Annotated in this window: 18 protein-coding genes, 1 pseudogene and 1 other annotated feature; of the genes and pseudogenes, 8 read left to right on the top strand and 11 right to left on the bottom strand. The window is 64.8% G+C overall.

From position 1 onward, the window contains the following. Positions 1-5: 5 nt before the first annotated feature. A complete protein-coding gene (locus ACNI3R_RS15395; RefSeq protein ID WP_426184893.1) occupies positions 6-506 on the top strand; it encodes an Lrp/AsnC family transcriptional regulator in 501 nt (166 codons plus the stop codon). Beyond that, positions 499-1,662 carry a M20 aminoacylase family protein gene (locus ACNI3R_RS15390; protein ID WP_426184891.1) on the top strand — a complete coding sequence of 388 codons (1,164 nt, stop codon included), beginning with the start codon at positions 499-501 and terminating at the stop codon, positions 1,660-1,662. Before ACNI3R_RS15395 ends, ACNI3R_RS15390 begins: the two co-directional genes overlap by 8 nt. 452 nt (positions 1,663-2,114) lie before the next feature. On the opposite strand, the gene ACNI3R_RS15385 is transcribed toward ACNI3R_RS15390, so the two are convergent. Together ACNI3R_RS15385 and ACNI3R_RS15380 are read right to left on the bottom strand one after the other, a co-directional pair. Beyond that, entirely contained in the window at positions 2,115-2,279 is a 165-nt protein-coding gene (locus ACNI3R_RS15385; RefSeq protein WP_426184889.1) for a hypothetical protein, read from the bottom strand. Positions 2,280-2,321: 42 nt separating this feature from the next. Continuing rightward, positions 2,322-2,708, bottom strand: a complete 387-nt coding sequence (locus ACNI3R_RS15380) for a hypothetical protein (RefSeq protein ID WP_426184887.1) — start codon at positions 2,706-2,708, stop codon at positions 2,322-2,324. Between the two features lie 509 nt (positions 2,709-3,217). Between ACNI3R_RS15380 and ACNI3R_RS15375 the strand changes: the two genes are divergently transcribed. Then, complete coding sequence (locus ACNI3R_RS15375) at positions 3,218-3,451, top strand: hypothetical protein (RefSeq protein WP_426184885.1); 234 nt, start codon at positions 3,218-3,220, stop codon at positions 3,449-3,451. Positions 3,452-3,495: 44 nt separating this feature from the next. On the opposite strand, the gene ACNI3R_RS15370 is transcribed toward ACNI3R_RS15375, so the two are convergent. After that, complete coding sequence (locus tag ACNI3R_RS15370; RefSeq protein ID WP_426184883.1) at positions 3,496-5,022, bottom strand: sensor histidine kinase; 1,527 nt, start codon at positions 5,020-5,022, stop codon at positions 3,496-3,498. Between the two features lie 441 nt (positions 5,023-5,463). Here ACNI3R_RS15370 and ACNI3R_RS15365 point away from each other — a divergent pair, with 441 nt between their 5' ends. After that, entirely contained in the window at positions 5,464-5,874 is a 411-nt protein-coding gene (locus ACNI3R_RS15365) for an HIRAN domain-containing protein (RefSeq protein WP_426184881.1), read from the top strand. 9 nt (positions 5,875-5,883) lie between these two features. Here ACNI3R_RS15365 and ACNI3R_RS15360 read toward each other — a convergent pair. Then, a pseudogene (locus tag ACNI3R_RS15360) lies at positions 5,884-6,237 on the bottom strand (STAS domain-containing protein); the annotation flags it as partial. Then, positions 6,237-6,292 (bottom strand) — a sequence feature (sul1 is cis-regulatory element that is thought to sense ions involved in sulfur or methionine metabolism; They are found in Alphaproteobacteria). (Overlaps the previous pseudogene by 1 nt.) Positions 6,293-6,766: 474 nt before the next feature. Between ACNI3R_RS15360 and ACNI3R_RS15355 the strand changes: the two are divergent. Together ACNI3R_RS15355 and ACNI3R_RS15350 are read left to right on the top strand one after the other, a co-directional pair. Next, a complete protein-coding gene (locus ACNI3R_RS15355; RefSeq protein ID WP_426185127.1) occupies positions 6,767-8,422 on the top strand; it encodes a tetratricopeptide repeat protein in 1,656 nt (551 codons plus the stop codon). Between the two features lie 95 nt (positions 8,423-8,517). Then, positions 8,518-9,528, top strand: a complete 1,011-nt coding sequence (locus ACNI3R_RS15350) for a sensor histidine kinase (RefSeq protein WP_426184879.1) — start codon at positions 8,518-8,520, stop codon at positions 9,526-9,528. A 22-nt stretch (positions 9,529-9,550) separates the two neighbouring features. Here ACNI3R_RS15350 and ACNI3R_RS15345 read toward each other — a convergent pair whose 3' ends face one another. The 4 genes from ACNI3R_RS15345 to pstS all read right to left on the bottom strand — a co-directional run bounded on the left by ACNI3R_RS15345 (position 9,551) and on the right by pstS (position 13,348). After that, positions 9,551-10,429, bottom strand: coding sequence for a phosphate ABC transporter ATP-binding protein (locus ACNI3R_RS15345; RefSeq protein WP_296625026.1), 879 nt, complete (start codon positions 10,427-10,429; stop codon positions 9,551-9,553). Continuing rightward, positions 10,429-11,265, bottom strand: coding sequence for a phosphate ABC transporter permease PstA (gene pstA, locus ACNI3R_RS15340; protein ID WP_426184876.1), 837 nt, complete (start codon positions 11,263-11,265; stop codon positions 10,429-10,431). The genes ACNI3R_RS15345 and pstA overlap by 1 nt, the downstream gene beginning before the upstream one ends. Positions 11,266-11,275: 10 nt before the next feature. Continuing rightward, positions 11,276-12,226, bottom strand: a complete 951-nt coding sequence (gene pstC, locus ACNI3R_RS15335; RefSeq protein WP_426184874.1) for a phosphate ABC transporter permease subunit PstC — start codon at positions 12,224-12,226, stop codon at positions 11,276-11,278. A 75-nt stretch (positions 12,227-12,301) separates the two neighbouring features. Further along, positions 12,302-13,348 carry a phosphate ABC transporter substrate-binding protein PstS gene (gene pstS, locus ACNI3R_RS15330; RefSeq protein ID WP_426184872.1) on the bottom strand — a complete coding sequence of 349 codons (1,047 nt, stop codon included), beginning with the start codon at positions 13,346-13,348 and terminating at the stop codon, positions 12,302-12,304. A 303-nt stretch (positions 13,349-13,651) separates the two neighbouring features. Between pstS and ACNI3R_RS15325 the strand changes: the two genes are divergently transcribed. Continuing rightward, a complete protein-coding gene (locus ACNI3R_RS15325; RefSeq protein ID WP_426184870.1) occupies positions 13,652-14,017 on the top strand; it encodes a hypothetical protein in 366 nt (121 codons plus the stop codon). A gap of 24 nt (positions 14,018-14,041) precedes the next feature. On the opposite strand, the gene ACNI3R_RS15320 is transcribed toward ACNI3R_RS15325, so the two are convergent. Further along, a complete protein-coding gene (locus ACNI3R_RS15320) occupies positions 14,042-16,018 on the bottom strand; it encodes an alpha/beta hydrolase family protein (protein WP_426184868.1) in 1,977 nt (658 codons plus the stop codon). Between the two features lie 191 nt (positions 16,019-16,209). On the opposite strand from ACNI3R_RS15320, the gene ACNI3R_RS15315 reads away from it, so the two are divergent. Continuing rightward, complete coding sequence (locus ACNI3R_RS15315; protein WP_426184866.1) at positions 16,210-17,262, top strand: endonuclease/exonuclease/phosphatase family protein; 1,053 nt, start codon at positions 16,210-16,212, stop codon at positions 17,260-17,262. Between the two features lie 197 nt (positions 17,263-17,459). Here the strand turns inward: ACNI3R_RS15315 and ACNI3R_RS15310 are convergent, their stop codons facing one another. Further along, positions 17,460-18,221, bottom strand: a complete 762-nt coding sequence (locus ACNI3R_RS15310; protein ID WP_426184864.1) for a prepilin peptidase — start codon at positions 18,219-18,221, stop codon at positions 17,460-17,462. A gap of 190 nt (positions 18,222-18,411) precedes the next feature. Next, complete coding sequence (gene putA / locus ACNI3R_RS15305; protein ID WP_426184862.1) at positions 18,412-21,510, bottom strand: bifunctional proline dehydrogenase/L-glutamate gamma-semialdehyde dehydrogenase PutA; 3,099 nt, start codon at positions 21,508-21,510, stop codon at positions 18,412-18,414. Between the last annotated feature and the right edge of the window lie 30 nt (positions 21,511-21,540).

Below are 21,540 nucleotides of genomic sequence, written 5' to 3'. Positions count from 1 at the left end.
GCGCGATGCTCCCGGGAGGACCCAAGCTCGACAGGATCGATCTCAAGATCCTAGCCAAGCTCCAGCAGGAGGGGCGGATCACAAATGTCGAGCTGGCCGATGCGGTCGGCCTGTCACCCAGCCCCTGCCTCACGCGGGTCAAGCGGCTGGAAAGGGCCGGGTATATCACCGGTTACGGCGCGCATGTGAGCCTCAACAAGCTCGGCGAATTTCTTACCGTCTTCACCGAGGTGACCCTGAGCGAACACCGCCGAGGCGATTTCGCCCGCTTCGAAAGCCGCATCGTCAAGATTGACGAGATCGTCGAATGCCACCTCGTCTCGGGAGGGTACGATTATCTGCTGAAGTTCGTTGCGCGCGGCGTTGCGCACTATCAGTCGATCATCGAGGGCATCCTCGAAAGCGACTATGGCATCGAAAAATATTTCTCCTATGTCGTGATCAAATCGCCTTTCATCAAACACCACTTCCCTATCCAGAATCTGTTCGGCCAGAACCATGCCTGACCCTCTGACGGCAGAGCTGGCCGACATCATTCCGGATCTGGTCGCCCTGCGCCGCGACATCCATGCTCATCCGGAACTCGGCTTCTGCGAGCACCGCACCGCCGCGCGCATCGCCGAGGAACTGCGCGGCCTGGGCATAGAGGTTCATGAGGGCATCGGCACCACCGGCCTCGTCGGCGTACTGAAAGGAAAGCGCCCGGGCACCCGCACCTTGGGCCTACGCGCCGATATGGACGCGCTGCCGATCCACGAACAGACCAATCTGCCCTGGGCCAGCACCACGGCCGGCACGTTTCACGGCTGTGGCCACGATGGCCATGTGGCGATGCTGCTGGGCGCGGCGCACATGCTGGCTGCGGATCCCGATTTCGCCGGCACGCTCAACCTGATCTTCCAGCCTGCCGAGGAAGGCCAGGGCGGCGCGCGGGTGATGATCGAGGAAGGGCTGTTCGATCGCTTCCCGTGCGACCGCGTCTATGCCCTGCACAACTGGCCGGACCTGCCAGCCGGCACGATCAGCACCCGCCCAGGTGCGATCATGGGCGCAGCCGACAAGTTCCAGATCACGCTCACCGGCAAGGGCGGCCACGCTGCAATTCCGCAGGACAGCCCCGATGCGATCCTTGCCGCCGCCAGCCTCGTGCAGCAGCTGAACACCATCGTCTCCCGCGCCGTGCCGGCCTATGCCGCCGCGGTTCTTTCGATCACCCAGATTCACGGCGGCCACGCACACAATGTGATTCCCGCTGAAGTCACCGTAAGCGGCACCGTCCGCACCTTCGATCCGGCGGTGCAGGACCGTATCGAGGCGCGGATACGCGCGATGCTCAAAGGCATCGAGGTCGGCTTCGAAGTGCAAGCCGCGATCGACTACGACCGCTACTATCCGGCCACGATCAACGATCCGGTCGCAGCAGCCGACGTAATGGCCGTCGCCGCTACGGTAGCCAAAGCCGAACTCGCGCCCGAACCTGCGCCGACGTCCGAAGACTTCTCTTTCATGCTCCAGCAGCGCCCCGGTGCCTATATCTGGCTTGGCCAGGCCGCGCCGGATCATGCCGCGCCCCTCCACAACCCACATTATGATTTCAACGATAAGGTGCTGGAGACCGGCATCCGCCTCCACGTTGCGCTGGCGCAGCACTGGCTGGTTTAGCGGCATTGCTGGGGCTGCGGACTGCAAATCCGCACATGCCGGTTCGATTCCGGCTCGGGCCTCCACCTTCTCGATTCAGAAATGGCATGTCACATTCGCCGCGGGCGAGAAGGCTAAGCGGGTACTTCGCGCCTCAGGCCCCGTTTGCGCCGGCGGGCCCGCCTTCATTCTCCCAGCAGTCCAATCCGGCGAGACGCTCCTCTTTTCTTGTGACGCGGGCGGGGGGCCATGTCGGCGCCCGGTCGATGGTCCCCTCGGTGCCAAGCAGCTTTCCGTACGCCTTGGCGAGGCGAAGATGAGCGCTGCGCGCAGACGGATGCGTTGCCGCCGCTGCTGCGGCATAGGACGCTTCCATTCTCATTCTAAAGTAACTCGGCCCCATGATGCGCGCCCCGTTCAGAGAAGGATAAGAAAGCCATACTCGTCGCCCCATCGGCTGATCCCATATCCGGCTAGCGGACTGCGGGATCGCGCGCTTCGTCGCGCAACGCCATAGCGACGGCGTCCGACAGCAGATGATATCGATAGTCGCGGTAGAGATAGCGAGGCACCAGCATCTTGCGGATGCCGTGCTGTGCCATCAGAACAACTTCGTCGCTTTCATCGGGCACTGACATCGAACGTCTCCTGTGGGTGAGGACAAGGCTCGCCGGAGATCGTCAGCCGCAGCGTGCGATCGCCTGCCTGAGCACCCTGCTCCTGTGCGCAAAACCCTTGGGGCTGACGAAACCTCCGGCAAAGCCATCGTACAGACGCCTTGCCATCCGGCTTGTCATATCGAGGGCCGCTGTCCGCGCCGGCCCGCCGACGGCGGGCCCCACTTCGAAATCATGCGGCGCGCGCAGCGGAAAGGCGGTTTCCTCGATGAGGCGCCGGGCGTCGCGCGCCATGTTCCTGTGGACGGTGCGGCTTTCGACGTCAGTAGCGACCTCGGACCGCATGATCGCCGCTTGCTCGCGCGCAAGCTGCATGTTCAGGTCGACGGGAGGATCACTCGCCTCGGCCCCGGCTTCGCCGGCAGGACAGGTTCTGGAGGGATAGGTCATCTGGCGCTCCTCGGTGCGGGAGCCCAAAATTGTCTCTCAGCCGTAGCGTGCGAAGACGTGCCGCGGTACTTGGGATATGGGGATGATCAGGAGGAAAACAAGCTGGAGACCTATGCGGGGCAAGCCGTCCATCTGCACCGCAACGAGGCTCGAAGCCGTCACTCCTTGATCAGGCGACGATCAATCTGCCATTTTCCTTCCATTCTAAGCATCGGCCTTCCGCATCCCTGGCAATTTGCATGCCAGCATTGGTTGGCGTAATAGAGGGAAAGCCTTTCCCTTTTATGCAAACCGGCAAGGCAAAACATAATGGTCCACATGATATTTTATCTTTTCCTGACTCATCGGATTCGATCGGGCCATGGATTCCATATACAGCATGTTTTGATTTCCCATATTATAAGTTTATTTTCAATTTTGTTACGGGTCCGATCATATTTTTCTTATTTTACCAAGAATGATCGCCATATCTGCACCCTTGCTTCGGCAATCAGCGCACGGAGACAGCGATGACCCATGATCAATGCGACACCAGGATGCTCGAGCAACTGCGCAAGCGCGCCTTGTCGGATGCCGCACTGACCACCGATCCGATCAGCCGGCAGCAATTTCACGATCTGGCACAGGCCTATGCCGAAACCGCGACCGAGCTGCGCACCTATGGCACGGCGCGGTGGCCCGTGCCCCAGGCTGCCGTCCTGCCGTGGCGCTCGGTGCCCTTGTGGACATCGAACGACCGATAAGCGTTACGGCTCGACCATCGGGCGGCGGATTACGCTGCCAGGCATCACTCGCTGAACGGGATCGAAGCCTTTGCGTGGAGCCCTGTCGGCAACCAGTCGCGGGTGAACGTACCGCGCAACTGACGCTCGATACTGGCCTTGACGAGTTCGGAGCCGAAGCCCTGGTGGCTGCTTGCTTTCTGCACCTCGCCGCCCCGCTCTACCCAGTCGAGCTGCAGCTGCCCGTCATGCCGGGCGATCGATAGCTCCACCATTCCCTTCGGGCCCGCCAATGCTCCATATTTGACGGCGTTCGTCGCGAGTTCGTGAAAGGTGAGCGCGAGCGGCGTCATATGTTTCTCGGACAAAATGACGTCCTCGCCGGTGACGCGGACGCGCGCAGCGCCATCGAAATTATACGCGGCAAACAATTCGCGCAGCATGCCTTGCAGGGTGAAAGCCGACGTGCCGTCCTGAGGCCGGACATAGTCATAGGCGCGGCCCAGCGCAGCGATCTGTTCGCTGAGACGCACCGCATAGTGCTTCAGGCCGGGATCGTTGCGGCTCGACAGCCGCAGCAGCGACGCCACGACGGTGAAGATGTTCTTGATGCGGTGGCCGAGCTCGCGCGAGAGCAGATCCTGCTGCTCCCGCATCATCCGTTGGTCGTGAATGTCGGTGCAGGTTCCGAACCAGCGGCGGATCGCGCCCTGCTCGTCGAGCAGCGGGAGCGCCCGCCCGAGCGTCCAGCGATATTCGCCATCGAAGCGGCGCAGGCGATATTCGATCTCATAAGGCTCGCCGGTTTCGAGCGAGTGGCGCCAGATCGTCCAGGCGCGCTCCTGATCGTCGGGGTGGAATTGGCCGTTCCAGCCATTGCCGGCGGTTTCTCCGGCAGTCGCTCCGGTGAACGCATACCAGCGGGCGTTGTAATAATCATGATAGCCATCGGGGCGGGTCGACCATACCATCTGCGGCATGGCATCCGCCAGCACACGAAATCGCTCTTCGCTTGCCGCGAGCTCGGCTTCGGCCGCCAACTCCCAGGCATGACGCGCCAGCTTTTCGCGACGATCCTCCAGAAAGCGCATCACCGAGCGGGCAAGGACCTCGAGCCCTTCGCGCTGCGCTTCGCTCAGTCCCGCGCGCGGCTCGGACGAGATGACGCAGAGCGACCCAAGGGGAGCGCCCTGCGAGGAGCGGAGCGGTGCGCCTGCATAGAAGCGGATATGCGGCGCGCCCGTAACCAACGCGTTGTCGCGAAATCTGGGATCCTCCCGGGCGTCGGGAACCTCCATCATCGCATGACCCATCATGGCATGGGCGCAGAAGGACAGGCTCCGGGGCGTTTCCACCGCCGCAAGGCCGGTCCGCGTAACGAAACGCTGACGCTCTTCTTCGACCAGGCTCACGAGGGCGATGGGACATTCGCATAACCGCGCAGCGAAGCGCGTTATCCCTTGAAGCTCTGGATCGTCGAACAGCCCCTCGACCGCATAAGGCGTCAGCCGGTCCGCCTCGCCATGGTGGGCATCGTGCAGCGCGCCTGTGGTCGCCGTTGCGCCAGCGCCCGGACCTTCGAAGTCCTGCACTCGCTCAGCACCAATCGTGACGAACGGCGCTACCCGATGATCGCAAATTGCGCATTGTCCCCCAAAGACATGCAAGACCAGAGTTGGCCCCCATGCGCCGTTAACCGTCTTATCGAAAAATTGTTCCGACTCTTCCGGGCGGTCCGATCACGGGGTAGCCCCAGCCCCGCAACCCAACCCTGCCTGCGCGCTCAGCCGTACAGACTCATCAGCCAGAACAACAGGACGAGCGGAACCACGACGGCGGCAACCGCCAATATGATTGCGCCGATCGGAATGGCTGCAGACTCGTCCTGATCGATCATGCCCCTCCCTACATCGCGCGCGACCTCCGCTCAACTCGTCAGCCTTGGCGGAGGATTGCGCCATCGCGACCGTGAAGCCATGGACTTAGCCAGGCTGGCGCCCCCGCGCCGTTGAGCGAGAAAGGCAGGACCGTCGATGGCGCGACAAATCACTCTCCCTGTGAAGGGGGTCGACTTCCCCAACCGGGACGCGCGGTTGCATGGCAATATATCGCGCCGCTTCGAACTCGCCACCTGCCGACCCGGCGAGCCGGTCAGGCTGGTCGCCGAACCCGGCAATCCGGTCGACCCGAACGCGGTCCTCATCCTGTCGGCGCGCGATGTGCCCCTCGGCTATGTGCCGGCGGAACGGGCCCCCCTCATCGCGCGCCTGCTGAAGCAGGGCGAAGGCGTACCCGCCATCTTCCAGGGCATTGCAGGCACCACCGCCTTCATCCGCCTGTCGCTCGACGGAACGGTGCCCGTCCTTCCCGCACTGCCCCCTGCCGTCGAAGCCATCGACGCGGAGCCGGACTATTTCACGGATCCGCCGAGCCCGTTCGACTGACCGCGCTCCGTGCGGGATCAGGCCCGTCTGCAAACCGATGCTGTCGTGCAGCGCATAGCGGTCGACGATATCCGCGCTCGCCCGGTTATAGCCGACGACCTCCACGGCGTTACCCTCGCGCCGCAACCGAAGCACGATCTTGTCGAGCGCTGCCGCGGCCGAGATGTCCCAGAAATGCGCTGCCGACAGGTCGATGCGCACCTCCTTCCCCGGCTATTCCGGCTGAAAGCAGCGGGTGAAGCGTTCGACCGAGAACATGCGCCGCACTTTCGCGGCGAGGAAGATGCCCGAGAGGATCACTCCGGCGAGCACTCCGGGCAACAGGTCTCGTGTCCAGACCAGGACGACGACCGAGGCGTAAAGCCCGACCTGCGGATCGGCGGCCGGAATAGCCACCTGGAATTGCTCCGGGTCCTTGCAAAAGCCGTGGCCTTGGTGGCGCCCGATCGAGAGATCGACGCGGAAGATGTCGAAGCGGACGCGGCGAGAATGCCCGGCTTTGAGTCACCCGGCCTCGATTGATAAGGCCGACCGTCCATCGGTGGGGGCCAAATGGACGGTCGGCCAATCATGCCGAAGCGCCAGCGGCCAGGATCCCGTTGGGGGTAGGATCCGAAGTCGCCGGACTGCGCCGGCGTGCGCGAAGGCTTGACCCATCGAACACGCAGCCAGGCTGCCAGCCGAAAACAGCGCATTGCCGTCTGTAGCGGCAGTTTCTCTGCGTCTCTGTTACCGTTACATCGAGGCTCGATAATGTTCATGACTCGCTGTTTCGAAGCGTTTATCGTTACGCCCGATGAGCGGGCACCAAACCGGAGCGGGAGGCAGTGACGCCGATGCCGCACGCCAGGAACCACAGGGAGCGGCGTCCGAGCAGGCTGCGTTGATCCGTATGGAACTCGACTCGATCCTGACTTCACCCGATTTTTCACGCGCACCGATCATGAAGCGGTTGCTCTGCTTTCTGGTGGAAGAAACCGTCGCCGGGAGAGGCGACCAGCTGAAGGCCTATTCGGTAGCGGTCGACGGTCTTGGCCGCGCACCCGATTATGATGCGCGCGCAGACAGCTACCCCCGGGTGCAGGTCGGCCGTCTGCGCAAGATGCTCGACAATCATTATCGGCTATCCGGCGCTCAATATGGAGCCCGGCTGAGCATACCGAGCGGCCGGTACAAGGTGGTGCTCGAACTGCCGACGATCGCGCCGGAAGGTTCAACGGAGCCGCTGCCGCCCGCCCTTGCGGAACATATGCCCTCGTCGGGGCCATCGCGGCTGTCCTTCGGGATCTCGCTGCTGCTGACCCTGGTGCTCGTGGTCGGCCTGGGCACGGCTGTGGCGCTTCTGTTGCCCATGGGCACCTCGCGCGCCGCCGATGAGCGCCCGATCCTTGAGGTCGCCGGCACGAACATGGCGCGACAGAGCCCGCTGGGTTCGCGCATTCGCACCGTATTGATAAACGGCCTCGGTCGCAGTCTTGCGTTCGACCTGCGCCCGCTTCCGCTGTCGCCGTCTGTGCAAACGCCGTCGAGAGACGCGCCCCCCGCGCGCTATCGTCTGGGAGCGGACCTGATCGATGGCCCATCGCCCCGCCTCTTCCTCCGCCTGACCCAGCTATATCCCAACAAGCTCCTCTGGTCCGGCGACGTCACGCTGCCGCCCACCGTGCGCAGCGACGCGGCGGCTCTGGACCAGCGACTGGCGTCCGTCATCGCGACCATCGGCAAGGTGGACGGGTTGATTGCCATCCACGAACTCCAGCGCAGCGCCGGGCAGGAAGCGATCGGCTATAGCTGCCTGCTGCTTTACCATCGCTATCGCAAGCAGCGATCGCCCGAGGACCGCCTCCATGTCGAGACCTGCGTCGACCGCAGCCTGGCGCGCAATCCCGACGATGCCACGCTGCAGGCGGCTGCGGCACAACTGGCTGCGGAGAAGATGTACGATCCCGGCGTCGATCCGAGTTCGAAGGCCGGATATCTTCTCATCGCACGGCGCCACGCGCAGCTGGCACGTGTACTCGACCCTTATAATGGCTGGACCAACGCCACCCAGGCCCGCATTGCGCTGGCCCGCGGCTCCTGCTCTCAGTCATCCAATTTCGCACAGCGCGCCGTCGCCCTGCAACCTTATGAACCGAACTTGCTCGCTGATGTAGGGGTCTATCTGGCCGATTGCCGGGACCCTCACGCCGAAGCCGTGATCCGCCGCGCGATCGCGGTTGGCGATGACCCCTCCGGCCGTTATCATGTCCCGCTGCTGATGCTCGCCATCATCCGCGACGATCATGCTCTTGCCCGTGAGGCCCTGTCGCAGATGGCACCGCCGGTGATCGGGCGGCCGCGCGGCTTCTACATCATGGCAGCCGCGGGCTATGGCATGCTGGGCGACCGGGAAAAGGGGCGCGCAGCCTGGAAACAGCTCGAGAGGCTGGACAGCGCCGTCGCTCCGGCACCCCGCGCCTATCTCGATCAACTCGGTTATTCGCCAGAAACGCGACGGAAAATTACGAAGGATCTTCGACTGATCGGCCTCGCACCGGTTCTGTGAGCCAGTGATTTAGCGCTATCCCGCTTCGGCGGTCGGCGTTACAGCCGTGCAACGATATCGCATCGACCATCGGATGCAGACGCAGGGATGGCCCCATGAACACCGTCGTCGACATCTCCCTCCGCCTTGCCGGCCGAAAGCCCGATCTGGGGGCGGACCTGCTGGTAGCTGCGGCCGCGATCGGCCTTGCAGCCGCCGGACGACTGATCGTCGACATTTTTGCGCCGGGTGTGGCGCCCTTCGCCTTCGTCTTCCCCTTCATCATATTGGCGAGCCTGGTCGCCGGCGCACGGGCGGGACTGATCGCGGCAAGCATCTGCCTGATCCTCATCTGGTATTTCGTCATTCCCCCGGCTCGCTCCTTCGAGATCACTGCGACGCAGCTTATCGGTCTTCTCGTCGCCGCATTCTCTCTCGTCCTTGCGGTGGCCGTAATCTCCGCCTTCCGCTCCACGGCCCTGCGTCTGCGCGAGGAGGAACGCCGTCATATCGAGTTTCTCTCTCTCGCCTTGCGCGAGGTGGACCACCGGACGCGCAACAATTTCCAGATCGCGGCCTCGCTTCTGGTATCTCGCGCAATGTCCCACGCCGATCCCGACGTGCAGGACGAGCTCCGCGCAGCGGCAGGCCGGCTGCAGTCGCTCGCCGCCGTCTATTCCAACCTGGCGCTCAGCAGCGCCGACCTGACCAATGTCCTGCTGCACGACCATTTGCGCGATGTCTGTGACCGGATTCGGGAGGCTATGCTGCCCCCCGGCATCACGCTGAGCCTCGATGCCGAACCGATGCAGGTAGCGGCGAAGACAGCCGTGGCGATCGCGCTGATCGTCAACGAGGCGATCACCAATGCCGCCAAACATGCCTTTCCCGATGGTCTCGGAGAGATCGCCCTATGGGTCCGGCGCGAAGGCGACGGGCTGGTGGTGACGATCGAGGACAATGGCGTCGGGCGGGCGGACGCGCCATCGGAAAAAGGCCATGGCAGCGGAGCGAGCCTGATGCAATTGCTCGCCCGTTCGCTCCGCGCCACGCTGGACATCAGTGCGGGCTCGACGATCGATCATGGGACGCGCTGCGAATTGCGCGTGCCGGCCCAGCCGGACTGAGCGGCGCGCCGCCCGGACCGGATCAGCCGAAGCGGCCTGTCACATAATCGCGCGTGCGCTGGCCGCGCGGATTGGCGAACAGCTCCTCGGTCGGCTGAAACTCCATCATCCGGCCAAGATACATGAAGCCGGTATAGTTGGAGATACGCGCCGCCTGCTGGAGGTTGTGCGTCACGATGACGATCGTGAAATCCTCGCGCAGTTCGATCAACGTCTCTTCCAGCTTCGCGGTGGAAACCGGATCGAGCGCCGAGGCGGGTTCGTCGAGCAGGAGGACATCCGGCTCCACCGCGATGCCACGTGCCACGCAGAGGCGCTGCTGCTGCCCGCCCGACAGGCCGAGGCCCGAACTGTGCAGCTTGTCCTTGACCTCGTCCCACAACGCGGCGCGGCGCAACGACTTCTCGACGATCACGTCCATCTCGGCCCGGCTCTTGCGCTGGTAGAGGCGCACACCGAAAGCGACATTGTCGTAGATCGACATCGGGAAAGGCGTCGGCTTCTGAAACACCATGCCGACGCGCGCGCGCAGGCCCGCGACGTCGACCGGCGAACGGACCATCGTCGCCTCGTCGATCGTGCCCTCGCGCTCGCGCAGGCGCTGGAGGCTCTTGCGGTCGGCGAGCACGTCATGACCGTCGAGAAGGATGCGGCCGACCGCATGCTGACGCGGATAGAGATCGTAGATCCGGTTAAGCGCGCGCAGCAGGGTCGACTTGCCGCAGCCCGACGGGCCGATCAGCGCGGTGATCTTGTTGCGCTCGACCGGCAGGTCGACGCCGAACAACGCCTGGGTTTTGCCATAGAAGAAGTCCAGCTTGCGCGCTTCGATCGCGAGCCGGTCGCTCGGCGGGAAGGCCAGATGGACCTCTTCGGACAGATGCGAAGGAAGGTCGGTCATTAGCGGCGGGCCTCCCGGGCGACGACGCGCCCGATGATGTTGATGGACAAGACGGCGACGGCGATCAGCAGCGCCCCGACCCAGGCCAGACGCTGCCAGTCCTCATAGGCGGACAGGGCGAACTGGAAGATGGTCGTGGGCAGACTGGCCATGGGTTGGGTCGGATCGACCGAGAAGAACTGGTTGCCGAGCGCGGTGAACAGCAGAGGCGCGGTTTCGCCGCTGATGCGGGCGAAGCCGAGCAGCGCGCCGGTGATCAGGCCTGCGCGGGCGGACTTCCACACCACCTTGCGGATGACGAAGGCGCGGCTGGCTCCCAGCGCCATACCGGCTTCGCGCAAGGCGCTCGGCTGCAGGCTCAATATGTCCTCGGTCGTCCGGGTCACGATCGGCATGGCGATGATCGCCAGCGCCACGGCACCCGCAATGGCAGAGAAGCCATGAAAGGGCCGGACCAGTATCTCGTAGACGAACAGACCGATCAGGATCGACGGCGCCGACAGCAGCACGTCGTTGAGAAAGCGGACGGCGGCACCATAAGGGGAGCTGCCGCCATATTCCGACAGCCAGGTACCGGCCAGCACGCCGATCACCACGGCGATCAGCAGGCCCATGCCGCACATCATGATCGATCCCATGATCGCGTTGGACAGACCGCCTTCGGAGCCAGGAGCGGGCTGCGTCATGGTGAAGATCTTGGCGTCGATGCCGCCCAGACCCTTGCTCAGCAGCGACCACAGGATCAGCACGAGCGCGGTCAGCGCGATCAGCGTCGCGATCGCCGTGAGCCCGACGAACAGATAGTTGGAGAGGCGGCGATAAAGGGCGCGGTCCATGACGAAGGCCTCAATATTTCTGGCCGCCGAGCAGAGCCCGGGCGATGGCGAGGACGCCGAAGGTGATGAAGAACAGCACCAGCCCGAGCGCGACGAGCGCCGCGCTGTGCATGTCGCTGGTGGCCTCGGCGAACTCGTTGGCGATCGTCGAGGCGATGGTCGAGCCCGAGGCGAAGATGGAGTCGGGGAAGCCGTGGGCATTACCGATGATGAAGGTGACGGCCATCGTCTCGCCGAGCGCGCGGCCGAGGCCGAGCATGACCACGCCGACGACACCGCGCCGGACATAGGGAATGATCACCGAGCGGACCACCTCGAAGGGGGTGCAACCCAGGCCGTAGGCGGCCTCGCGCAACTGCGCCGGAACGGTCATGAACAGCTCGCGGAAGACCGCTGCCATATAGGGCAGGATCATGATCGCGAGGATGACCGATGCGGTGAAGATGTTGGCGCCGTTCGGAATGCCGGAAAATACCGACTCCTGCCAAGAGCCGGGCTCGGCCTCCATGATCAGCGGGAGTTGAACATGCTCGGCGAACCAGGGCGCGAGCACGAACAGGCCCCACATGCCATAGACGATCGACGGGATGCCGGCGAGCAGCTCGACCGCGATCGCCACCGGCTGCGCAATGGTGCGGGGGCAGAACTCGACGAGAAAGACGGCGACGCCCAGCGCCAGCGGCAGCGCCATGACCAAAGCAAGGAAGGCGGTGACCAGCGTGCCGACGATCGGGCCCGCAGCACCATAGACTTCGGTGACCGGATTCCATTCGCTCGAGGTGAGAAATCCCAGCCCGAACTCGGCGAAGGCCGGCCAGCCGCCGATGGCGAGGCTGATGACGACGCCGCCCAGAGTGACGAGCAGCATCGTTGCCGCGCCCAGGCAGGCCGCCTGGAAAATGGCCTCGCCGGTCGAACGCGATGGTCCGAAGCGTGCAGTGTCAGTTACGGCGCTGGCCATGGTCCTGTTCCCGTAAAGCGGCGAGGTTCAAACGCACCTCGCCTACCCCCTTGCCTTCTCGGGTTGACGTTCCGATCAGCGTGCTACGTAGACCGGCTTACCGCCCGCCTTCACATTGGCAAGCCATTGCTTCCGGACCAGCGCCTTCACCGGAGCCGGCAGCGGCACATAGTCCAGCTGAGCCGCCGTCGCATCCCCCGATTTGTACGCCCAGTCGAAGAATTTCAACACGCTGGCGCCGGTCGCCGCATCGGCCTGGCTGCGGTAGACGAGGATGAAGCTCGCGCCGGTGATCGGCCAGCTCGACGCTCCGGGCTGATCGAGCAGCAGGACATAATTGCCCGGCGCCGCCGACCATTTCGCGCCGGCTGCAGCAGCGGCGAAGTTCGCGGCGGCAGGCGCGACGAACTTGCCCGCCTTGTTCTGCAACAGGACGAAGGTCGCCTTATTCTGTTTGGCATAGGCATATTCGACATAGCCGATCGAGCCCATGGTCTGCTTGACGAAGGCCGAAACGCCGTCATTGCCCTTGCCGCCGATCCCGGTCGGCCAGGAGACCGCGTCACTGGCGCCGACCGTCGAGGCCCAGGCCGGGCTCTTCATCGCGAGATAGGTGGTGAAGAGGAAAGAGGTGCCCGAACCGTCCGAGCGATGCACGACGGTGATCGGAAGCGGCGGCAGTTTGACGCCCTTGTTGAGGGCGGCGATGCGCGGATCATTCCACTTAAGAACGCGGCCCATGAATATGTCGGCGAGCAGCGCGCCCGACAGCTTCAGCTGACCCGGCTGGACGCCGGGGAGATTCACCACGGGAACCACACCACCCATGATCGTCGGGAACTGATAGAGGCCGGCTGCCGCCAGTTCTTCGGGCTTCAGCGGCTTGTCGGATGCGCCAAAGTCGACCGTCCGCGCCTTGATCTGCTTGATCCCGCCGCCCGAACCGATCGCCTGATAGTTCAGGCCGATGCCGGTGCTCGCTTTGTAGCTCTCGGCCCACTTCGCGTAGATCGGCGCCGGGAAGGTCGCGCCGGCCCCCGAAATCGCGGCCGCGCCTGCGGCAGATGCCGTGCTGCCGATGATCAACGTGGCGCCGAGCACAGCGGCGAAATTCCTGAACATTCCGTGAGTCTCCAATCCCGGCCTGTGCCGGGCTCGAGCCCGCTTACTGATCGCCTGTTACACGAATGTTACAGCCGGCGCGCCCGATAGTCCGGGCACTCGCCGCCAGTTCGCGCGAACAATGTCATGAAATTGTAACAGGCGCGATTTCACCCTGCACAGCTGGCAAGCAGGCCCGCATGACCTGCCGGCACTGGCCCGGAAAGATTTTCTATTCCCAATCGCCACCGAACCGCTTGACCGGAATGTAACCGATCGGTACTTGATGCGTACCGATCGGTCACATCGGTAGGGAGCATCACCATGGCCTATGTCGGTTTCACCTTTCTCGACGGGCAGACGAGGGACCCGACAGCGGATGATGCCGTGCGTTTCACGCCGGTTGAACTGCGCGTGATCGCGCTGGCCGAGCGGATCGACGCGACGCAGGAAATCGATGCCGGCAGCCGCCTCGGCAGGTTCGTCGAATGGGCATCCGGAATCAGGCTGCCCCGCCCCCTCGCCGACCAGCGGCTCGAGACACTGCGCCGCTTCGCCTCACTCGCGCGCCATCATGCAGACCGGCTCGATGAAGCCGACATCGCCGAGATGCGCCATGCCGGCTATTCCCCCGGCCAGATACGGGGCCTGTTCGACTATCTGAGCCACGAGCACCCCAGTATCGCCTGAGCGCCGCCGGCACGCCTTTCCTGTTTACAAGCCCATCGCCTTGCGCATGAAGGCGTCGCTCTCCCGCAGCATCTGCGCGCGCATCTCGCTATCGTCGATCTGATGATCCCGATTTTCGAACACCACCAATCGGCTGTCCCGCCCCGCAGCCCTCAGCGCCTTGTCCATCAACCGCGACTGTTCGATGTCGACATTGCGGTCCATCGTGCCGTGGTACATCAAAACCGGCGCCTTGATGCTCGCCGCGCGGCGGGCCGGTGAGCCCTGGACCGCCTGCGGTCCGTCGCCGATCCTGTCTGCTTCCAGTCTGTAGTAGGACCACCACCTGCTGTCCTGTTTGAGCGCGGGCAGGTCCGTTACCGGGGCGATCGCAACCACCGCCTTGAACAGGGTGGGGTCGATGACCGCAGACTGGAGCGCGGCATAGCCGCCATAGGACCAGCCCAGGATGCCCAGCTTCGACGGCGCAGCGATACCCTGCTTGATCAGCCAGCGCCCGGCATCGGTCACGTCGCCGATCGCAGTCGGCCAGGACTGATAGCCATTCTTCTGAAACCAGTCGTCACCGTAGCCGGTCGAGCCGCGGAAATTGGGCTGGAGTACGGCATAGCCTCGTGCGGCATAATATTGGACCATCCAGTCAAAGCCCCACTCATCCCGAGCTTCTGGACCACCGTGGGGCATGACGATCGCCGGCAGATTCTTGCCCCTGCTTCCGGGCGGCAGCGTCAGATAGCCGGGGATCATCGTGCCGTCGGCAGCGGGAAAGCTGACCGGTCGCATCTCGGCCAGCTTCAGCCCTTCAAGCTGCGGGCGGACCGGCTGGAAGGTCGCCATCTGTTTGGTTGCCCGGTCGAGAATGTAATAGACGCCCGGATCCTTGTCGCTGTCGGCGCGGATCAGCAGCTTCTTCTCGTCGATGCTCGAATCGACGATGGACACCATCGGCTGCCCGGGCAGCGCCTTGGCCAGCGAATCGCGCAGCTTGGCAATCTTCTCGTCGAAATAGACCGAATAGCGAGCGTCGGTCGCATAGCTCGCGCCGATCACTCGATTGCGCCGGCCGATCTGAACGAGGTCATCGACATCGACATCGGGCCGGGCAAGCAGAAGCTCGCGACTGCCGCTGCCATCGAGCGCCATGCGATAGAGCGCACGCCGCCCTTCTGTCTTGTCGAAACCGTAAACTGCGTTGCGTTCATGATCGACGGCGACAGGAAGGAAGCCGGTCTGATCCATATAATTATAGGTAGAGAAGGATTCCCACTTCTTGCTGTCAGCGGCACGAAAAAAGTAACGGATAAGCCCTGAGTTTCGACCATTCTCGAACAATTCGACGCCTTTGACGCGAATATGACCATATCCATCGGTCAGGTAACCGGTAAGATATTGTTCCGGTCGCTCGACTCGACTGGTCGCCAATGTGCGTGTATCCACTTTGTCGACAACCATTCCGGCCTCACTGCTGCCGAGGCGCGAGCCTATCCGATCTTCCGCCAGTTGCATCCTTGTCATGAGGACGGCACCGTCCTCGTCTGCAAGCCAGTCAATCACGCGTCCGCCATTGGTGTTGTCGCCTCGGCCGTCGAAGCCGGACGACTTGCTCAGCATCTTCAGATTCCCACCATCCATATCCACAGCGACGATGCGGCTGAACGCGATAATACCGTAGAGAGCGGAATCGGGCGTGCGCGTCAGCCCCCAAATGTCGCAGATCAGCCGGCTGTTGGTGATCCAGTGGCAGCCCGATAGCCTGTCGGTCTCGCCATCGGACATCAGCGCAACCTTGGGCTGTTGATCGACACCCGGAGCGAAGGTGAGCAATGCCGAACCCTGGCCTTTGGTCGGCACGACATAGGCTAGGCGCGTCCCGTCCGGCGACATGCTTATCTTTTGGATCTGCTCGCGTGCGCCGAAGGCCGCCGCGAGGTCCGTTTCGGCCGAGGCCATCGCGCCGAACGATATTGTGCCGACAAGAAAACCGATGATGTTGCGTCGCATAGCGTCCCCCCCCCTGCGCCCGATGTCCCGCACCGTCAGCGCTCGCGCAAGCGGGATTGGGTCCATTTTCGTGCTATCTCCCTCGACATCTCCCCCAAGAAATGCGGCGTCTCCGAACTGACGCCATTCTCCAAGAAAAGCGCCATCGGGCGGTCAGAAGGACGCCATCAACCAGCGGCATAGGCTGAGCCATGTTCGCGCCCTGGATGACCTCGAAACGCAGCCGGATCGCCGCCGCGCTTCTCGGTTGTGGGCTGATCTTCGCGGGCGCACGGGGCGTCGCCGGCGACAAGGATGCATTCGATCCGCTGTCGCAGCCGGTCGCTGCGCCGCTCTCGATCATGACCTATAATGTCGAGGGCCTGCCCTGGCCCGCCCGAATCAATCGTCGCGCGTCGCTGCTGCATATGGCGAACCGTTTGCGCGCCCTGCGCGCCGCAGGCCGGCAGCCTCATGTCGTGCTGCTCCAGGAAGTCTTTTCCGACGACGCCCGCGCCATGGCCCGATCGTCAGGCTACGCGTTCGTCGCCTTCGGCCCGTCAGCCGACACGCGGGGCGATGCGCGGTACGACGATGTGCGTCTGTGGAGTGATCCCGATCGCCTACATGGCGAAGGGATCGGCAAGCTGCTCGACAGCGGGCTCGTCATCCTGTCCGACTATCCGATCGGACGTGTGCGCAGCATGACCTTCGGAGAGGCCTGCGCCGGTTTCGACTGCCTCGCGAACAAGGCGGCGATGGCGGCAGAGGTCGAGCTGCCGGGCGCCCAGGGGGCCGTCACCATCGTCAATCTCCACCTCAACGCGCGCAAGGCCTCCGGCGTGGCGATCGACCGGGCCAATGCGGTCTATCGCCGGCAGGCATCGGCGCTACAGCGCTTCCTGGCTGCGACCGATCGCGTCAAGCCGCTGGTGGTGGCGGGCGACTTCAACATCGGACGCAGCATGCTGCGCCGGGCAGCGATCACCAGCGCTCTGCCATCGCGCGGCCAGCGCGGGATCGCCGACGCCCTGTCCCGCTGTATCGCGACACCCGACATCTGCGGTGGCGCGAGCGCAGAGGATGCGGTCGCCACCCATCGGCGCGGCAAGGACCGGCACTTTCTCTTCCCCGGCGAACATATCGCCTTGGCAGTGCAGGCGATCTCGGTCCCCTTCGGACACGACCGCGACGGCTCGATGCTCTCGGACCATATCGGCTATGTCGCCCACCTCGACCTGGTCCCGCGCACTTCCGGCACATAGCCACGACGTGTAGCTTCACGTGCGGCGCCGCCTGGGTCAGGCTTGCGACCATTGATGTGCGGTAGGAACTTTTTGGCGTTCCATAGGCAGCAAATAGTCTGTCCTTCCGATCGCCAGCCCCGCGTTGCGGATCAGCGCATAGGCCATTGGGTAATGTCAGATCGACCGCTGCGCCCGCATCGGCCCATCCTGATCGATCAGCGCGCCCCCTCCGATGCCAGCCACCCGGCCAGCAGCAGCACCTCCAGCGGCCAGGCCGCCAGCGCGAGAAACAGGCCGAAGGGCAGGCGGCTCGACCGATCGACGCCACCGCGTCCGATCGCCAGCGCCAGCGCGACTGCCAGGCCGCCGAGTGCCGCCAGCAGCAACAGCACCGGCAGCAGGCGCCAGCCGAGCCACAGGCCCAGCGCACCGAAGAGCTTGGCGTCCCCTGCCCCCATGCCTTCGCGGCTGCGCAGGCGGCGGTAGAGGACGCGTATCGCCATGAAAGCGAGCCAGGCGGACAGGCCGCCGATCAGGCGATCGCCGACAGATGGCGGCAGGCCCATGGCAAGCGGCAGCAGCGCCGCGACCGCCAGCGCTGCGACCAGTCGATCGGGCAGCCAGAAATTTCGCAGGTCGAGCAACGCCAGCGCCAGCAGGAGCCAACCCATTACCGCCGCGCAGAGCGCTTCCGCCGGGGAGTTGGCGACGAGCGCCGATAGCAGGCCAACGATCAGCCCGCCCGCCTCGGCCAGCGCATGCACAGGCTCGATCCCGGCGCCGCAACAGGCCGCCCGGCCCCGGCGCAGCGCATAGCTGGCGAGCGGTACCAGATCGCGGGCGCGCAATTGGGCGCCGCAATGGTCGCACACGGACCGCCCAGCAGAGACCGACCGATCCTGTGGCCAGCGGATGACAAGCGCTCCGATGAAGCTGCCGAAGACCAGCCCCAGCACGGCGCCCAGCAGTGTCAGCATCGTCGCAGCATCCGATCTGTGGCTGTCATGGCCCCGTCACCTGCTCATGCAATAGGGGAGACAGATTCGATAGGGCCGAATTCGACAGGGGTGTCGTGATGCGTAATGTCGGTAGTTGCCAGTGCAGCCTGCTCGGCCGCTTCCTGATGTTCGCGACGCGGAACGCCCGCGCCGCGAACCAGGCCTCCGGTCAGAGGTTGAGCAACGCCGGATCGCCGCCCTGCGCGGTGATGTTCACCGAAAGCGCGCGCTCGGTCGCATAACGCAGCAGCGCGTGCGGGCCGCCGGCCTTAGGCCCGGTGCCCGACAGGCCTTCGCCACCGAAAGGCTGCACGCCAACCACCGCGCCGATGATCGAGCGGTTCACATAGACATTGCCTGCAGGCACGAGTTCGCGGACCTCGGCGGCGAAGCGCTCGATACGGCTGTGGATGCCCAGCGTCAGGCCATAGCCGCGCGAGGCGAGCCGGCCCGCGACCGTCGCCAGATCTGCGGGATCGTAGCGGACGACGTGCAGGATCGGACCGAACACCTCGCGTTCGAGAAAGTCCGCGCTAGGAATTTCGGCAATCAGCGGCGCGAAGAAATCGCCGCCCGAGGGGGCCTCGCAGGTGTGAAGGATCGTCGCCTCGCGCGACAGCCGCTCACGATGCGCCTCCAGCGCCATCCGCGCATCGGCATCGATAACCGGTCCCACATCGGTCGACGGCGATGACGGGTCGCCGATCACCAGCGCGTCCATCGCGCCCCGGATCGTGTCGATCAGTTCGTCCGCGCTGTCGTGCGGTACGAACAGCAGGCGCAGCGCCGAGCAGCGCTGGCCGGCCGAACCGAAGGCCGACAGGATGACGTCGTCGACCACCTGCTCCTTGAGGGCGGTGGTGTCGACGAACATACCGTTGAGCCCGCCCGTCTCCGCGATGAAGGGAATGATCGGGCCGTTGCGCGCCGCCAGCTGGCGGTTGATCGCCCAGGCGGTCTCGGTCCCGCCGGTGAAGGCAACGCCGTCGATGCCGGGATGGTTGACGATCGCACCGCCCACCGTGGCGCCATCGCCCGGCAGCAGCGCGAGCAGCGCCGGATCGAGCCCGGCCTTGTGGAACAGCCGCACCGCACGGGCGGCCACCAGCGGCGTCTGCTCGGCGGGCTTGGCAAGCACCGCGTTGCCTGCCGCAAGTGCGGCTGCGATCTGCCCGGTGAAGATGGCGAGCGGGAAGTTCCACGGGCTGATGCAGGCGAAAAGGCCGCGCCCGCCCAGTTCGAGCTGGTTGGTTTCGCCCACCGGCCCGGCGAGGATCGTTGGCGCGCCGAACTGGCGCTCGGCCAGCTCGGCATAATAGCGGCAGAAGTCGATCGCCTCGCGCACCTCGGCCACGCCATCGTTCAGCGTCTTGCCCGCTTCCAGCGACAGCAGCGCGATGAAGCCGTCCATCTCGGCCTCCATCGCATCGGCCATGGCGCGCAGGACCGGCGCGCGACCATTGCCCCCCAGGCGGTTCCAGCGCGGCTGCGCCCGGCGCGCCGCCTCGATCGCGCGGTCGACATCGGCCGGGGTGGCAGTCGAGACATAGCCGATCACCCGGCTGCGATCGGCCGGACTGGTCACCGGCTCGGATGCCGCCGCGACCAGCCGCCCCTCGACGATCGCGCCGGTGGTCTCGCGCTCACCGGCGGTCAGTTGCGTGGCGCGCTCGGCGATGTTGCGTGCTTCGACCAGCGAATAGTCACGCCCCAGCGGATTGGCGCGGCCGGCGCCGTAAATGTCGGCGGGGACCGGAATACGCGGGTGGCGATCGGGCTGCGCTGCGACGGCGGCGATCGGATCGGCGACGACCAGATCGGCCGGCACCTGCTCGTCGAGCAGAGCATGAACGAAGCTGGTATTGGCGCCATTCTCCAGCAGGCGGCGGACCAGATAGGGCAGCAATTCCTCATGCCCGCCCACCGGCGCATAGGCGCGCAGGCGCAGCTTGCCGTAGCGGGCCTCCGCCGCATCGTAGAGCGCCTCGCCCATGCCATGCAGGCGCTGATGCTCGATCACCGCGCCGGCCTGCTCGGCCATGCGGCGCACCGCCGCCAGCGTATGGGCATTGTGGCTCGCAAATTGCGGGTAGAGCGCCGGGCTGGCGTCGATCAGGGCCTGCGCACAGACCAGATAGGACAGGTCGGTCGCCGCCTTGGTGGTGAAGACCGGATAGTCGGGCCGACCGGCAACCTGTGCGCGCTTGATCTCGCTGTCCCAATAGGCGCCCTTGACCAGACGCACCATGATCCGCCGTCCGCTGCTCTCCGCCAGATCGCGCAGCGCCGCGATCACCGCGAGGCCGCGCTTCTGATAGGCCTGAACGACGACGCCCAAGCCCTGCCAGCTGCCCAGCTCGGGTTCCCTGACCAGCTTTTCGATCATCTTCAGCGAGATGACGAGGCGATCGGCCTCCTCCGCATCGATCGCGAAGTTGAGGTCATGGCGCGCGGCGATCAGGGCCAGCCGCTTTACGCGCGGATAGAGCTCCTCCCACACGCGCGCTTCCTGCACCGCCTCGTAACGCGGGCACAGCGCCGACAGCTTGACCGATACGCCATGGCCGAGTTCGGGGCCGGCGCCACTGGCGGCCTGTCCGACCGCTTCGATCGCATCGGCATAGATGCGCTCATAGCGCTCTGCATCGGCGGCCGTGCGCGCGCCTTCGCCCAGCATGTCGAAGGAGCAGAGAAACGCTTCCTTGCGCGCGCGCGTCAGCGCGTCGGCGATCGTCCGCCCGAGCACGAACTGTTCGCCCATCATCCGTACCGCTGCGCCGACGGCCTGGCGGATCACGGGCTCGCCGAGCCGCGCGGTCATGCGCTTGAGGAACCCGCCGAGGTCGCGCCGCGCCTCCTCATCGACATCCACGAGGCGGCCGGTGAGCATCAGGCCCCAGGTCGAGGCGTTGACGAACAGGCTGTCGGACTTGCCGAGGTGGCTGGCCCAATCGGCCGAGCCGATCTTCTCGGCGATCAGCCGATCGCGGGTGTCGGCATCGGGGGTCCGTAGCAGCGCCTCGGCGAGGCACATCAGCGCGAGGCCCTCGCGGGTGCCGAGCGAGAATTGTTGAAGGAAGCTCTCAACGACGCCCTGCTTCTTGGTCGCCGCGCGCGCGCCCTCGACCAGGGCCACCGCCTCGGCAACCACAGCTGCGCGCTGCGCCGGATCGAAGGGCTGACGGTCCAGCAGCGACCGGACGACCTCGGCCTCATCCTGATATTTGCCGCCGTCGATGATATCCCATTTGGAAAGCTGATTAGCCATTCGATCCTCGCAGCACGGCACTATATGCCG

The sequence above is a fragment of the Rhizorhabdus antheiae genome (assembly GCF_049889055.1).
In the GTDB taxonomy this organism is placed as follows: domain Bacteria; phylum Pseudomonadota; class Alphaproteobacteria; order Sphingomonadales; family Sphingomonadaceae; genus Rhizorhabdus.
This window is presented reverse-complemented; position numbering and strand designations above follow the sequence as displayed.

Coding starts and splice junctions, on each gene's coding strand:
- ACNI3R_RS15355 (WP_426185127.1), top strand. CDS start 6,767: ATGGAACTCGACTCGATCCTGACTTCACCCGATTTTTCACGCGCACCG.
- ACNI3R_RS15390 (WP_426184891.1), top strand. CDS start 499: ATGCCTGACCCTCTGACGGCAGAGCTGGCCGACATCATTCCGGATCTG.
- ACNI3R_RS15375 (WP_426184885.1), top strand. CDS start 3,218: ATGACCCATGATCAATGCGACACCAGGATGCTCGAGCAACTGCGCAAG.
- ACNI3R_RS15325 (WP_426184870.1), top strand. CDS start 13,652: ATGGCCTATGTCGGTTTCACCTTTCTCGACGGGCAGACGAGGGACCCG.
- ACNI3R_RS15320 (WP_426184868.1), bottom strand. CDS start 16,018: ATGCGACGCAACATCATCGGTTTTCTTGTCGGCACAATATCGTTCGGC.
- ACNI3R_RS15310 (WP_426184864.1), bottom strand. CDS start 18,221: ATGCTGACACTGCTGGGCGCCGTGCTGGGGCTGGTCTTCGGCAGCTTC.
- ACNI3R_RS15365 (WP_426184881.1), top strand. CDS start 5,464: ATGGCGCGACAAATCACTCTCCCTGTGAAGGGGGTCGACTTCCCCAAC.
- ACNI3R_RS15395 (WP_426184893.1), top strand. CDS start 6: ATGCTCCCGGGAGGACCCAAGCTCGACAGGATCGATCTCAAGATCCTA.
- pstS (WP_426184872.1), bottom strand. CDS start 13,348: ATGTTCAGGAATTTCGCCGCTGTGCTCGGCGCCACGTTGATCATCGGC.
- putA (WP_426184862.1), bottom strand. CDS start 21,510: ATGGCTAATCAGCTTTCCAAATGGGATATCATCGACGGCGGCAAATAT.
- pstC (WP_426184874.1), bottom strand. CDS start 12,226: ATGGCCAGCGCCGTAACTGACACTGCACGCTTCGGACCATCGCGTTCG.
- pstA (WP_426184876.1), bottom strand. CDS start 11,265: ATGGACCGCGCCCTTTATCGCCGCCTCTCCAACTATCTGTTCGTCGGG.
- ACNI3R_RS15380 (WP_426184887.1), bottom strand. CDS start 2,708: ATGACCTATCCCTCCAGAACCTGTCCTGCCGGCGAAGCCGGGGCCGAG.
- ACNI3R_RS15345 (WP_296625026.1), bottom strand. CDS start 10,429: ATGACCGACCTTCCTTCGCATCTGTCCGAAGAGGTCCATCTGGCCTTC.
- ACNI3R_RS15315 (WP_426184866.1), top strand. CDS start 16,210: ATGTTCGCGCCCTGGATGACCTCGAAACGCAGCCGGATCGCCGCCGCG.
- ACNI3R_RS15385 (WP_426184889.1), bottom strand. CDS start 2,279: ATGTCAGTGCCCGATGAAAGCGACGAAGTTGTTCTGATGGCACAGCAC.
- ACNI3R_RS15350 (WP_426184879.1), top strand. CDS start 8,518: ATGAACACCGTCGTCGACATCTCCCTCCGCCTTGCCGGCCGAAAGCCC.